The sequence below is a fragment of the Myxococcus sp. AS-1-15 genome (assembly GCF_020037055.1).
Lineage (GTDB): Bacteria > Myxococcota > Myxococcia > Myxococcales > Myxococcaceae > Myxococcus > Myxococcus fulvus.
Map to the genome: position 1 here is coordinate 803,794 of NZ_JAIQDF010000001.1, position 12,589 is coordinate 816,382.

The 12,589-nt window shown below is 71.3% G+C and carries 14 protein-coding genes; 12 read left to right on the forward strand and 2 right to left on the reverse strand.

The window, feature by feature from the left end; all coding sequences use genetic code 11:
* Nucleotides 1–17 precede the first annotated feature (17 nt).
* The 8 genes from K8625_RS03345 to K8625_RS03380 all read left to right on the forward strand — a co-directional run bounded on the left by K8625_RS03345 (nucleotide 18) and on the right by K8625_RS03380 (nucleotide 7,971).
* Nucleotides 18–899, forward strand: coding sequence for a DUF58 domain-containing protein (locus K8625_RS03345; protein ID WP_141330729.1), 882 nt, complete (start codon nucleotides 18–20; stop codon nucleotides 897–899).
* Nucleotides 896–1,927, forward strand: a complete 1,032-nt coding sequence (locus tag K8625_RS03350) for a BatD family protein (RefSeq protein WP_223781807.1) — start codon at nucleotides 896–898, stop codon at nucleotides 1,925–1,927. Before K8625_RS03345 ends, K8625_RS03350 begins: the two co-directional genes overlap by 4 nt.
* A complete protein-coding gene (locus K8625_RS03355; RefSeq protein WP_223748225.1) occupies nucleotides 1,902–2,912 on the forward strand; it encodes a VWA domain-containing protein in 1,011 nt (336 codons plus the stop codon). The genes K8625_RS03350 and K8625_RS03355 overlap by 26 nt, the downstream gene beginning before the upstream one ends.
* Nucleotides 2,909–3,970, forward strand: a complete 1,062-nt coding sequence (locus K8625_RS03360) for a VWA domain-containing protein (protein ID WP_223748226.1) — start codon at nucleotides 2,909–2,911, stop codon at nucleotides 3,968–3,970. The genes K8625_RS03355 and K8625_RS03360 overlap by 4 nt, the downstream gene beginning before the upstream one ends.
* Nucleotides 3,967–4,947: a tetratricopeptide repeat protein gene (locus tag K8625_RS03365; protein ID WP_223748227.1), complete on the forward strand. Its 981-nt coding sequence runs from the start codon at nucleotides 3,967–3,969 to the stop codon at nucleotides 4,945–4,947. Before K8625_RS03360 ends, K8625_RS03365 begins: the two co-directional genes overlap by 4 nt.
* Nucleotides 4,931–6,799 (forward strand): BatD family protein, encoded by a 1,869-nt coding sequence (locus K8625_RS03370; protein ID WP_223781808.1) that lies wholly within the window; start codon nucleotides 4,931–4,933, stop codon nucleotides 6,797–6,799. The genes K8625_RS03365 and K8625_RS03370 overlap by 17 nt, the downstream gene beginning before the upstream one ends.
* Nucleotides 6,796–7,506, forward strand: coding sequence for an SH3 domain-containing protein (locus K8625_RS03375; RefSeq protein WP_223781809.1), 711 nt, complete (start codon nucleotides 6,796–6,798; stop codon nucleotides 7,504–7,506). The genes K8625_RS03370 and K8625_RS03375 overlap by 4 nt, the downstream gene beginning before the upstream one ends.
* A 96-nt stretch (nucleotides 7,507–7,602) precedes the next feature.
* Nucleotides 7,603–7,971: a hypothetical protein gene (locus K8625_RS03380; protein WP_046715551.1), complete on the forward strand. Its 369-nt coding sequence runs from the start codon at nucleotides 7,603–7,605 to the stop codon at nucleotides 7,969–7,971.
* A 12-nt stretch (nucleotides 7,972–7,983) separates the two neighbouring features.
* Here the strand turns inward: K8625_RS03380 and K8625_RS03385 are convergent, their stop codons facing one another.
* Nucleotides 7,984–9,453 (reverse strand): tetratricopeptide repeat protein, encoded by a 1,470-nt coding sequence (locus tag K8625_RS03385; RefSeq protein ID WP_223781810.1) that lies wholly within the window; start codon nucleotides 9,451–9,453, stop codon nucleotides 7,984–7,986.
* 385 nt (nucleotides 9,454–9,838) lie between these two features.
* Between K8625_RS03385 and K8625_RS03390 the strand changes: the two genes are divergently transcribed.
* Nucleotides 9,839–10,246, forward strand: a complete 408-nt coding sequence (locus K8625_RS03390) for a response regulator (protein WP_223748231.1) — start codon at nucleotides 9,839–9,841, stop codon at nucleotides 10,244–10,246.
* Between the two features lie 3 nt (nucleotides 10,247–10,249).
* Here K8625_RS03390 and K8625_RS03395 read toward each other — a convergent pair whose 3' ends face one another.
* Nucleotides 10,250–10,576 carry a PilZ domain-containing protein gene (locus K8625_RS03395; RefSeq protein ID WP_223748232.1) on the reverse strand — a complete coding sequence of 109 codons (327 nt, stop codon included), beginning with the start codon at nucleotides 10,574–10,576 and terminating at the stop codon, nucleotides 10,250–10,252.
* A gap of 207 nt (nucleotides 10,577–10,783) precedes the next feature.
* Between K8625_RS03395 and K8625_RS03400 the strand changes: the two genes are divergently transcribed.
* From K8625_RS03400 to K8625_RS03410, 3 genes are read left to right on the forward strand one after another with little or no spacing between them, the layout of a single operon-like run.
* Complete coding sequence (locus K8625_RS03400) at nucleotides 10,784–11,278, forward strand: hypothetical protein (RefSeq protein ID WP_223781811.1); 495 nt, start codon at nucleotides 10,784–10,786, stop codon at nucleotides 11,276–11,278.
* Nucleotides 11,279–11,293: 15 nt separating this feature from the next.
* A complete protein-coding gene (locus K8625_RS03405; RefSeq protein WP_223781812.1) occupies nucleotides 11,294–11,776 on the forward strand; it encodes an ATP-dependent helicase HrpB in 483 nt (160 codons plus the stop codon).
* A gap of 7 nt (nucleotides 11,777–11,783) precedes the next feature.
* Complete coding sequence (locus K8625_RS03410; protein ID WP_223781813.1) at nucleotides 11,784–12,587, forward strand: flagellar M-ring protein FliF; 804 nt, start codon at nucleotides 11,784–11,786, stop codon at nucleotides 12,585–12,587.
* The last annotated feature ends 2 nt before the right edge of the window (nucleotides 12,588–12,589 follow it).

The following is a 12,589-nucleotide window of genomic DNA, read 5'->3' on the forward strand; positions in this document are numbered from 1 at the left end:
CTCCCGCCGAGCGCCCCGTGCTGCCCAAGGACCTCATCCGCCGCATCCGCAAGCTGGAGATCCGCACCCGCAAGGTGGTCTCCGACATGCTCGCGGGCCAGTACCACTCGGTCTTCAAGGGCCGGGGCATGGCCTTCTCCGAGGTGCGGCAGTACCAGCCCGGCGACGAGATTCGCATCATCGATTGGAACGTCACCGCGCGCATGAACGAGGCCTACGTCAAGGTCTTCACCGAGGAGCGCGAGCTCACGGTGATGCTCCTGGTCGACGTGTCGGCCTCCAAGGAGTTCGGCTCGAAGGAGCGCACCAAGGCCGAAATCGCGGCCGAGGTCGCCGCGCAGATCGCCTTCAGCGCCATCGCCAACAACGACCGGGTGGGGCTCATCCTCTTCTCGGACCGGGTGGAGAAGGTGGTGCCGCCGCGCAAGGGCCGCACGCACGTGCTGCGGCTGGTGAGCGACATCCTCACGTTCCAGCCCGCGGGCAAGGGCACGAACCTGTCCGCGGGGCTGACGTACCTGACGCAGGTGGCGAAGCGGAAGGCCGTCACCTTCCTCGTCTCCGACTTCCAGGCGCGCGACTACGAGAAGCCGCTGCGGTTGGTGGGGCGCAAGCACGACCTGGTCCCCGTGGTGGTGGAGGACCCGCTGGAGGAGGCCTTCCCGCGCCTGGGGCTGGTGGAGATGGAGGACCCGGAGACGGGGGACCGCTTCGTCGTGGACACGAGCGACCCGCGCGTGCGGGGCCGTTACGCGCGCGCCATGCAGGCCGCTCGCGACGAGCGCCGCAAGCTCTTCAAGAAGCTGGAGCTGGACCACGTGGAGCTGCGCGCCGGAGACGACCACGGCAAGGCGCTCGCGCAGTTCTTCCGCGCGCGGGCCCGGAGGATGGCGGCATGAGCCGGTGGATGGCGCGCTTCGCGATGGGGCTGTGCGTGGGCGCGCTGACGCTCGCGTCGTCGGCCGGGGCCCAGGCGCCGCAGGGGACCGCGCCCGCCGCGGCGAGCCCGCCCGGGGCTCCCACGCACGAACAGACGCAGCCGCTGGACGTGTCGGTGCGCGTGGACCCGCAGCAGGTGCGCATCGGCGACCCGTTCACGTACCACGTGGTGCTCACCCATCCGAAGGACCACCGCTACGAGCTGGCGGTGCCCAAGGAGACGGGGGACTTCGAGTTCCTGGACCAGACGCGCCAGCGACAGGACGGCGCGGAATCGGCCACCACGACGTTCGCGGTGCGCATGTCGGCCTTCGCGCTGGGCACGGTGCAGGTGCCCGCGCTCGCGTTCGACGTGGCCACGCCGGAGGGCCCGCGCCAGTACTCGCTGCCGGGTCGGCAGATTGAAGTGACGTCCACGCTGCCTCCGGAGGCGGAGGGGCAGGGCGCGGACCTGTTCGACATCCAGCCGCCGCAGGAGGTGCCCATCCGCTCGTGGCGCCTGGTGCTGGCGCTGCTCGGCGCGCTCGCCGCGGGCCTGTTGGCGTGGGCGCTCTTGCGCTGGTGGAAGAACCGCCCCAAGCACGTGTACGTGCCGCCCCCGCAGCCCTTGGACGTGCGCACGCGCAAGGCGCTGGACACGCTCAAGGCGGAGAACCTGCCCGCGCGCGGCCGCGTGAAGGACCACTACTTCCGCCTGTCCGAAATCGTCCGTGGCTACCTGGGCGAGCGCTACGGCTTCGAGGCCCTGGAGTGCACCAGCTCCGAGCTGATGTCCTCGCTGCGCCGCCTGGCCCCGCCGAACCTCCCCGAGGACAAGCTCATGCGCTTCGTGTCCGAGTCGGACATGGTGAAATACGCGCGGGCGGACGCCTCGCCCGAGAGCTGCCGTGACGCGCTCCTGTTCGGCTACGAGCTCGTCGACAAGACCTACGTTCCGCCCCAGCCGATTCAAGCTCCCGACAATGCCGCCGCTCCCCGCGTTCAATAACCCCGAGGCGCTCTGGGGGCTGCTGCTCGTCCCGCTCCTCCTGGTGCAGGCCTGGCGGGAGCGTCGCGCTCGCGCGCCCCTGCGCTTCTCCGCGGCGAACGTGTTCGCCAGGAGCGGCAAGGGCCTGCGCACGTACATGCTGCCGTTGTTGCCGCTCTTGCGCGTGGTGGCGGTGACGGCAGCGGTGCTCGCCATCGCCCGGCCCCAGGTGCGCGACTCGCGCGTGCGCGACTTGTCGGTGGAGGGCATCGACATCGTGGTGGCGTTGGACCTGTCCACGTCGATGGAGGCCGGCGACTTCCGTCCGCAGAACCGCCTGCACGTGGCCAAGGAGGTGCTCACCGAGTTCCTCGCCAACCGCGTGAACGACCGCATCGGCCTGGTGGTCTTCGCGGGCGCGGCGTACACGCAGGCGCCGCTCACGCTGGACTACGGCGTGCTGAAGGAGGTCATCAAGCAACTGCGCACCCGCGTTCTGGAGGACGGCACGGCGATTGGTGACGCGCTGGCCACGTCGCTCAACCGCCTGCGCGACTCGGAGGCGAAGAGCCGCGTGGTGGTGCTGATTACCGACGGCGACAACAACGCGGGGAAGCTGTCGCCCATGGACTCGGCGAACATGGCGCAGGCGCTCCACGTGCCCATCTACACCATCCTCGTGGGCAAGGGCGGCAAGGTGCCCTTCCCGCAGGGCACGGACCTGTTCGGCAACACCGTGTGGCGCGAGACGGAGATTCCCATCAACCCCGAGCTGATGCAGGACATCGCGGACCGCACGGGCGGCGAGTACTACCGCGCGACGGACCCGGAGGGCCTCCGGCGCGGCCTGCAGAAGGTGCTCGATTCGCTGGAGCGCTCCAAGCTGATGGAGGGCGGCGCGTCCGCCACCTACCGCGAGGAGTTCCACCCGTTCCTGCTGGCCGCCTTCGGCCTGCTCGCGCTGGAGCTGCTGCTGCGCTCCACCTTCCTGAGGGTCTTCCCGTGACGCCCGTGGAACCCTGGCGCTTCACCGTGCTCGGCTATCAGGCGGGACTGGCCCAGCCGGTGTTCCTCGGCCTGGTGCTGCTGGGGGCCCTGTTGGGCTTGCTCGCGCTCATGCTGTCCCTGCGGCGCCGCTCGCGTGTGCGCGCGGTGCTGCATGAGCGGCACGCCGAGCGCTTCACGCCGGGCATCTCCGTGTGGCGTCCGGCCACGCAGGGCGGACTGTACGGCCTGGGGCTCATGCTGTTCGGCTTCGCGCTGGCGCAGCCGCAGTGTGGAACGAAGAGCGAGTTGACCAAGCGGCGCGGCATCGACGTGGTGGTGGCGCTGGATGCGTCCAAGTCCATGCTCGCGCGCGACGTGCAGCCCAGCCGCCTGGAGCGCGCCAAGCTGGAGCTGACGACGCTGCTGGATGAACTCAAGGGCGACCGCGTGGGCCTGGTGGTCTTCGCGGGCGATGCGTTCATCCAGTCGCCGCTCACGTCGGACTACTCGGCGGTGAAGCTGTTCCTGCGCGCGGTGGACCCGGAGGTGATGCCCCAGGGCGGCACCAACGTGGGCTCGGCGCTCCGGCTGGCGAAGCAGGTGTTGGACAACGCGGACCGCGGCTCGAAGGAGCGCGTGGTGGTGCTGTTGTCGGACGGCGAGGACCTGGTGGGCGAGGTGGGCGAGGCCAGCGACGCGCTGAAGGAAGCGGGCGTGCAGGTGCTGACGGTGGGCGTGGGCTCCGAGTCCGGCGAGCCCATCCCCGTGTATGACCGGCGCGGCGAGTTCGTGGACTACAAGAAGGACGGCGCGGGCGAGACGGTGATCACGCGCCTGGACCGCGCGGGGCTGACGGCCATCGCGGAGGCCACGGGCGGCGCGTTCTTCTTCCAGCCGCGCGGCGTGGCCATGGGGCAGGTGGTGGAGCGCATCGACCAGATGCAGAAGAGCGAGCTGGAGAGCCGCGTGACGGTCCGCTACGACGAGCGCTTCCAGACCTTCGCGGTGCCGGGCCTGGTGCTGCTCGTGTTGGGAATGATTCTCCTGCCATCCACGCGCCGGAGGTCGACGCCATGAGCGCGCGGTGGCTGGGGCTTGCGTGGCTGCTCATGCTGCCGTGGACGGCGCTCGGCGCCGGGCCGCTGGAGCGCGACCACCCGATGGTCCAGAAGGGGCGTGAGGCGTACCTCGCGGGGAACTACGAGGAGGCGCTGAAGGCCTTCGACGAGGCGAAGAAGGAGCGGCCGCACGACCCGACCGTGGACTTCAACCGGGGCGACGCGCTGGCGAAGCTGGGCCGGGTGAAGGACGCGCAGGAGGTGTTCCGCGGGGTGACGGAGTCCAACCGGCCCGACCTGCGACAGAAGGCCTGGTACAACCTGGGCAACCTCGCGGCCACGACCGGGGACAGGGTGGAGGCGCTGAAGTCCTACCGACGCGCGCTGACCTTGGACCCGCAGGACGTGCAGGCCCGGCACAACTACGAGGTGGTGCTGCGCAACCTTCCTCCGCCGCAGGACAACGCGGCGGATGGAGGAATGGACGGTGGGGGAGACTCCGGGACGGATGGCGGGCGCCCGGATGGTGGCGAGGATGGCGGCACCAAGGCGGACGGCGGCGCGCCCGTGGACGGCGGCACCGACGGCGGCGCGGATGGTGGCGCCGACGGTGGGACGGAGGATGGTGGCAGCGACGGCGGCGCGGATGGCGGCGGCGATGGGGGCGCGGACGGCGGGGGTGACGGCGGCGCGGATGGCGGCGACGGCGGCGACCAGGGGCCTCCGCAGAAGGGCGATGGCGGCAGCGACGGCGGCGCGGATGGCGGCGGCGATGACGGAGATGGCGACCCGCGGGATGGCGGCGCGGATGGCGGCAGCGAGTCGGAGAGCGACTCGGAGTCGTCGGGCGCGGATGCGGGCGTGAGCCCGTCGGACCTGGACCAGCAGGAAGCGGAGCGCTTGCTGGATGCGATGAAGCAGAACGAGAAGAATCTCCAGCTCTGGCGTTTCCAGCAGAAGAAGAAGCAGAGGAAGCCCAATGAGAAGGACTGGTAGCTTCGGCGCCGGGGTGGTGTTGGCCGTGCTGGCCCTGCTGGTCTCGGGGCCGGCGTGGTCGGCGGGCCTCGAGTTCTACCAGACGGTGGACCGGCAGGAGGTCGGCAGCGAGGACACCTTCCGCCTCACGGTGGTGACGGCGGATGCGCCCCCGGACGCGAAGGTGCGGCTGCCGCAGTCGGACGACTTCGAGGTGCTCAACAGCTCGCGCAGCACCCAGCGCTCGGTGTCCTGGTCCGGTGGTGGCCCCGCCAACATCCAGGAGGTCACCAAGTACGTGATGGTGCTCCGGGCGAACCGGACGGGGAAGCTGACGATTCCGCCCGCGGAGATGACGGCGGGGGGCAAGACGCACCGCACGGACTCCGTGCAGATTGTGGTGATGCCGGGGAAGCTGGGGCCCGCGCCCGCGCAGTCGGGCCGCAATCCGCAGCGGCTGCCGGACCCGTTCGCCAACTTCCCCTCGCGCCTGCCGGACCCGTTCGCCAACGACGAGGAGGAGGACACGCCGAGCATCCCGCGGGGCGACTCGGACCTGTTCCTGCGCGCGAGCCTGGACCGGGACCAGGTCTACGTGGGCGAGCAGGTGACGCTGTCGCTCTACATCTACTCGCGCGTGGACCTCACCAGCGTGGACGCCGTCACCATGCCCAAGCTGGAGGGCTTCTGGACGGAGGAGGTGGAGAGCCCCACGCAGCTGTCGGGCGAGCAGAAGGTGGTGGATGGCGTGCCGTACCGCGCCTATCTGCTGCGCCGCCGCGCGCTCTTCCCGGTGAAGGCCGGCTCGCTGGCCATCTCCCCGGCGGAGGCGGACATCACCACGGGCTTCCTCTTCGCGGGCCACCGCGTGCACCGCGTGTCCAATGGGCTCAAGGTGAAGGTGGCGCCGCTGCCGCCCGGTGCGCCGCCGGGCATGTCCAACGCGAACGTGGGCGCGTGGCGGCTGTCCACGGACGTGTCGACGACGCGCGTGGAGCTGGGCCAGCCCGTCACGGTGAAGGTCATCCTGGAGGGCACGGGCAACGTGAAGAACGTCACCCCGCCGAAGCTCACCGGCCCCTCCGCGCTGAAAATCTATGACCCCACGACGACGGACAAGGTGGCGCCGCAGCGCAACAAGGTGCAGGGCCGCCGCGTGGTGGAGTACCTGGTGATGCCGCAGCGCACGGGCACCTTCACGCTGCCCGCGTTGGAGTTCCCCTTCTTCGACGTGCGCGCCCGCTCCTACGAGGTCGCGCGCACCGAGCCCATCACCCTCACGGTGGAGTCCGCGGCGGGCAGCCCCACGCCGCCGCCCACGTCCTCCGCGCACGTGGCGGACGCGGCCAACGAGCAGAAGAACGTGCTGACGGCGGGAGGCCTCAGGCCGGTGCGCTACCAGGCGCGCTTCGTGGCGCCGTCCGAGCCGCCGTGGAAGCGTGGCTTCTTCGTCCCGATGGTGCTGGCGCCGCTGGGGTTGCTCGCGGGCGTGGCGCTCATCGGCGGCCTGCGGGGCCGGCTGGCGACGCGGACCGAGTCGGACAAGAGCCGTCAGCAGGCGAAGGCCGCGCGCAAGCGACTGGTGGAGGCGGAGAAGCTCCAGTCGGGCGCGGACGCCGGGGCCTTCTACGCCGAGGTGGAGAAGGCGCTGCAGGGCTTCCTGGGCGCGCGGCTGGGGGGGCCCGTCATCGGCCTCACCCGCGATGTCATCGGCGAGCGCATGAAGGCGGCGGGCGTGGCGGACGAGCGACGCGGGCAGGTGCTGTACGTGCTGGAGGCGTGCGACCTGGGCCGCTACGGCGGCGGGGGTGACGCGGCGGCGCGGCAGAAGGTGATGGACGCGGCGCTCGCCGCCATGGAGGGCTGGGCGTGAGCGGCTACTACTCGCCGGAAGAGGCGCAGGACGTCTTCCTCAAGGCCAACGAGGCCTACGCGCGCGAGGACTATGCCGCCGCGCAGGAGGGCTACGAGAAGCTCCTGTCCCGAGGCCACGGTGGGGCGGACGTCCTCTACAACCTGGGCACCACGCACCTGGCGCGCGGGGACCTGGGCCGGGCGGTGCTCGCGCTGGAGCAGGCTCGCAAGCAGGGCGGCCGCGCGCCGGACCTGGAGGCCAACCTGGCCGTGGCCCGCGCCCGACAGGTGGACAAGGTGGTGGGCGCCACGGCGGAGGAGGAGTTCCTGCCGCGCGTGACGGCGGCCACGGACGGCAACGTGGTGGCGTGGACCTTCCTGGGCACGTGGGTGGGCGCGCTGCTGCTCGTGCTGGTGTGGCGGTTTCTCGCGCCGGGGCGTCGCACGGTGGTGGGCATCCTGGCGGCGCTGCTGTTCGCCGTGGCGCTTCCCTCGGGCGTGCTGCTGGCCGCGCACGCGCACGTGGATGACACGGTGCATGAAGCGGTGGTGCTGGCTCCCACCCTGGTGGCCCGGGAGCTGCCGCAGCCCGGCGCGCGCTCCATCTTCGAGGTGCATGCGGGCCTGAAGGTGCGCCTGCTCGAGGAGACGGGGCGCTTCGTGCGCATCCGGCTGCCCAACGGCCTGGAGGGCTGGGCCGAGCGCGAGGGCGTCGCGGAAATCTGAACGACAGGGCTTCCTGGAAGGAGCCTGGATGCCGGTGCTCCTGCAGGAGTAGACTGACTCAGAGGATATCGGGTTTTCCTTGGAGGTCGGTGCCCAGTGTTCGAGGTCGAGGTCCACGTCGGCAAGAACCGGCTGGTGGTGCGCATCTGGGGAGACGTCGACAAGGAAGAGGCCCAGCGCGTCGGCGATGCCGCGGTGAGTGCCATCGACCGGATGCGTCCGCGGTTCGACCTGTTGTCGGACCTGAAGGGCGTGACGTCGTTGGACTACGAGGGGACGGTGCACCTGCGGCGCATCATGGAGGCCGCGAAGGCGCGAGGCTTCCGTCGGGTGGTGCGGGTGGTGGGGCGCTCGGTGGAAGCGGCGCTGCACTTCGAGCGGACCAGCCGGGAGATGGGCTACGACGCGTATCTGGCCTTCTCGTTGGAGGAGGCCGAGCGGTTGTTGGACGGCGGAGGACCCTGAGCGGCGCGGTGTTCAGCCGCGTCTGCCGGTGAGCCGCGCGAGGAGGCCGGGCTTGCGGTCCTTGCGCTCGCCGGCGTTGGCCGCGGAGAGCGCCGTCACCTTCAGCAGGTTCTGCTGGAAGACGGTGTTGCCCGGCTCCAGCTCCACGGCGCGCTCCAGCAGCCGCGCCGCCTGCGCGTAGTCCTTGCGCTGGTGGATGAGGATGAGGGCCAGCTTGCTGTGGAGCGCGGCGGCGTCGGGGGCGCGGTCGATGGCCTTGGTGAGGACCTCGATGGCACGCTCCACGTGTCCGGCGCGCTCCAGGCGCACGGCGCGCTGGAGGAGGTCCTCGGGCGAATTCGGGGCCGCGCCGGGGAGCGGCGCATCCAGCGGCATCGAGGGACGCTGGGGACGCGTGGCGTGCTCGACGGGCGTGGGGGCCACCTTCCCGGGGAAGGGGACGGCGGGCAGGGTGGTCGCCCCGCTGGGCGTGACGAGCGGCGGGGGCGTCCGGGCGGGCTGTGCGGAAGCGGCGGGGTGCACCACGCGCGAGGCGCCACCCAACTGTGGATGCGAGCTTCGCAGCGTGGGGGCTTCATCCGAGGGGATGACAGGGCTCGCCGGGGCGGCGGGCCGCGACGCGTGCGCCGCTCCTTCGAGGGGCCCTGGCCGTGAGGGAGTCGCTCCGATGAATGCGCCGGGCCGAGAGGCTGGCGGTCGCGCCAGGCCCGCGGGCAGGGGGCGCTCCCCGGGAGCGGGGCTCGAGGCCCCACGGGGCGCGGCTCCGGGACGCAAGCCCCGCGAGGGCTTCGCGGGCGCGTCATGCGAGGGTGTATCCAGGGGCCTGTCGCGTCGGGTCGGACGGTCCTCGATGGGCTCCTCGTCACCGAGCGCCATGGGCGTCAGGTCGTCCTCGTCACCCAGGGCCATCGGCGGCAGGGGAGCCTCACCCGAGAGGGTGGGGACCTGCACGTCCCGGAGGGTGAAGGGCTCCGCCTCCTCGTCCGCGCCGAGCGGCTCGGGCTCCAGGAACTCGGAGCCGTCGAGCACGGGCATCTCGGCCGTGAGGCTGCGCTTGGGCGGCGGGGCCGGCTCGCGCCGCAGCTCCACGACGCCGCGCTCCAGCAGGCCCTTGAGGACGACCTTCACCTCGATTTCGGGCAGCCGCGCCGCGAGCGCGAGCTGCGGCACCGCGAGGACGCCATCGACGAACGACGCGATATGCGCCTCGAAGGGATGCAGCGGCTGCAGCGCGATGTCCAACCCGGCACGCAGGCGCGGCACCGTCTGCGCATCCATGGGGATGGTGAAGCGCGCGGTGGCCAGGTGGTGGGCCGCGGGCTTCTGCGGCGGCGGCCGGGGCAGCTCCATGGTCCGGGTGCGCTGGGGCGGAGAGAGCATGGCCCGGACGATGGTGGGCTCGGTGACGACGTACTCCCCGCTGGCCTGCTCCGGGTCCAGGAGCAACCCACAGTGCTCACACTGGAAGTCGTCTCGCCCCACCGTGCCTCGGCACTCAGGACATTCTAGTTTTGCAGCCATTTCAGGCCCATCATAGCGCTCCGGGACAACGGAGAACCGAAGCCTTGGAGGGAGGGGCGTGCAGGAGGTGACCTGGTGGGGTGGAATTCCGAGGGGCGCGGGTGGCGCGGAGGGCCTGCTGGCCCGGGGAGCGGTCGGCCGGCCGGGGCTCGGAGACGAAGGGCGGATTTCCCCGTGAATCCCAGGCAGACATGTCGGATGCGTGGTGCTCCACACAAATGAATGGCAACCCTGGTGCGCGTGGTGTCGGCGGGGCTATACCGCGCGCGGCAGGTGGCACCGGAAGTGGGGGTGGCGCGCCCGCGAGTCATCGCCCTCGAGTCGTCCAGCGTCGCGCCGGAGAAACATGGTTGGCATGTCCCAGGCACCCTTTCACATCCTGCTCGTGGAGGATGAACCCGTCATCCGGGAGCTGGTGCGCTCGATGTTGAGCGACGGCACGGTGGACGTGGTGTGCGCGGCCAACGGGCTGGAGGGGCTGAAGCTGGCGCGCAGCCGCACCTTCCACCTCATCCTGATGGACGTCGTCCTGCCGCAGCTCGACGGCATCTCCGCGTGTCGCATCCTGAAGAGCGACCCCGTCACGGCGGCGGTGCCGCTCTACATGCTCACCGCGAAGGCGAAGAAGTCGGACATGGAGAGCGCCACGTTGGCGGGCGCGGACGGCTACATCCACAAGCCCTTCCGAGGCGCGGAGCTGATGGCGCTGGTGGAGCGGCTGCGCATGGCGCCGCCCCGCTCGGAGCCGGCCTGAGCTTCAGGGCAGGCGTGGGTGGAGGAAGCGCGCCAGGGCGATGAGGTCGTCCCAGTCCAGCTCGCCGAACTCCAGCGCCACGCCGTTCGCCTCGCGGCGGCGGATGGTGCAGGTGGTGACGATTTCGCGGTCCCCCGGCAGCGGCAGGGCCAGGGTGAGCTGACGCTGCGAGTCGCCCGGGTGGGCCAGCAGGAACAGGCCCGCCATGGACACATCGCGGGCCCGGGCCATGACGGCGCGTCCCGGCAGGAGCACCTTCACGGCGATGTCCGCCTCGACGCGCGGGTGGAAGCGCTCGGCGATGTGGGGGCCACCATTGGAAGTCTGCATCTGCTCCTCCGCGTGCGACAGGGTGCGACAACTCTGAGGCACCTGGCGTGCGAGGCAAGTTTCCGTCCCGTCCGCCCATCCCATCGTCCGGACGCTCTTCCCGGCGGGTGGAGTCCGGTGGGCGCCGAGGCAGGCGGGATTGCTCGGGATTTCTCCTGGCATGGCCCCTGAACAGGGGCTTCCGGCACCCATCGCCGGAGGTCTTGCTTGGAACCGAGTCAGCGCAGCCCGTACCTGTTGAGCACCACCCACACCCTGCCTCGGCAGACGCCGCGCAACGACTTCGGGACGGTGCTGGCGCACGCGGCGCACACCGTCGTGAACAAGGGGGCGGGCGTGGTGGGCGGGATGATTCCGACCGGCGCCATCCTGAGCGCGGCGGTCTCCAGCACGAAGCTGGCGGTGGCGCAGGTGGCGCCCATGAAGACGTCCGACTTCGCGTCCACGGCGTCGGCCTCCACGGCGTCGGCTTCCACGGCGAGCGCCTCGCTGGGAACGGGAGGCACGTCGTCGGGGAGCACCGATGCGTGGGAGCTGTTGAACGCGCAGAAGGAGCTCAGCGCGGAGGGCCAGAAGTTCAATGCGGCCTATCTGCATCTGCAGAACGAGATGCAGCGCGAGAGCCGTGAGCACAACGCGGTCTCCAACATCATGAAGGTCCGCCACGACTCGGCGAAGGCCGCCATCAACAACATCCGCTGAAAGGGCATGGCAGCCATGAGCGTGGACAAAGTGGGCGCCGTGGGGGGCCCGGGCCTGTCGCCCGTGGCGCCCGGGCGCGAGCGGTTCGGTCAGGTGTTGGAGGGGGCCCGGAACCCTGGACCGAGCGGAGGGCCTCCCGTGTCGGTGGAGGGGGCGACGCGTCCGGTGGGCGAGGCCTCCGCGGGCGTGGTCCGGGCCGAGGGCACGGGGGCGCGGGCGCAGGCGGGGTGTGCGCGGGCGCAGGCGGGCGAGCGGGTGGATTCGGTCCAGTCGGCGAGGGAGCAGCAGGCCGCGCAGGTGGTGGAGCGCGTGGGGCAGGCGCAGAAGCGACTGGACCACATCCTGGGGCTGGCGGAGTCGGGCCGGGACTTCTCGTCGGCGGAGCTGCTGTCACTGCAGGCGCAGGTCTATCGGGCGAGCCAGGAGCTCGACCTCGCCGGCAAGGTCGTCGAGAAGGCGACCGGCGGCGTCAAGCAGGTCCTCCAGACGCAGGTTTGAGCGCGCCATGTCATCGACTTCCCGAAGGTGGCTCGCCGTCCTGTTGCTCCTGGGGACGGCGGCGTGTCGAGAGCGCATCCAGCACGGACTGGATGAGCGGCAGGCGAACGAGCTCCAGACGGTGCTCATCCAGCGAGGGGTGGAGGCGCGCAAGGTCCTGGAGGCGGGCAAGAAGCCCTCGTGGTCCATCGAAGTCATGGGCGACCAGTCGACGGAGGCGGTGAGGGTGCTCGCGGAGCTGGGGTTGCCGAGGCCCGCGGCGGAGGTGGGCTGCGACGTCTTCGGTGGGAGCGGGCTGGTGCGCACGCCCACGGAGGAGGGGCTGTGCCGCGTGCGCGTGCTGGAGCGGGGCCTGGAGAAGACGCTCCAGTCCATGGAGGGGGTGCTGCTGGCGAGAGTCCATCTGGTGGTGCCCCCGCCGCCGCGTCCGGGTGTCGCGCCCATGCCATCGAAGGCGTCGGCGATGGTGCGGGTGATGCCCGGCCAGGCGGCGAGGGTGCGGCAGGGCTCGGAGGTCCTGAAGGCGCTCGTGGCCGGAGGCGTGGAGGGGCTGTCCACCGAGTCGGTGTCGCTGTTGGTGGACGAGGTTCCCGCGAGGGGCGAGGTGGCCGCGGCGCAGGGCCTGTCCTCGCCATGGCGGCTGCGGGTGCTGCTCACGGTGCTCGGCGTGCTGGTGACGGGGCTGTCGGGAGCCCTCGTCTGGGTGGCGCTGCGGATGCGGCACTTCCGCGAGCTGAGTGCGACGCCCGTGGTTCCGCCCGTGCCCGCGCGGCCCGTGTTGTCGCCGGGTGCGGCGCGCAAGGTCGCCTGAGA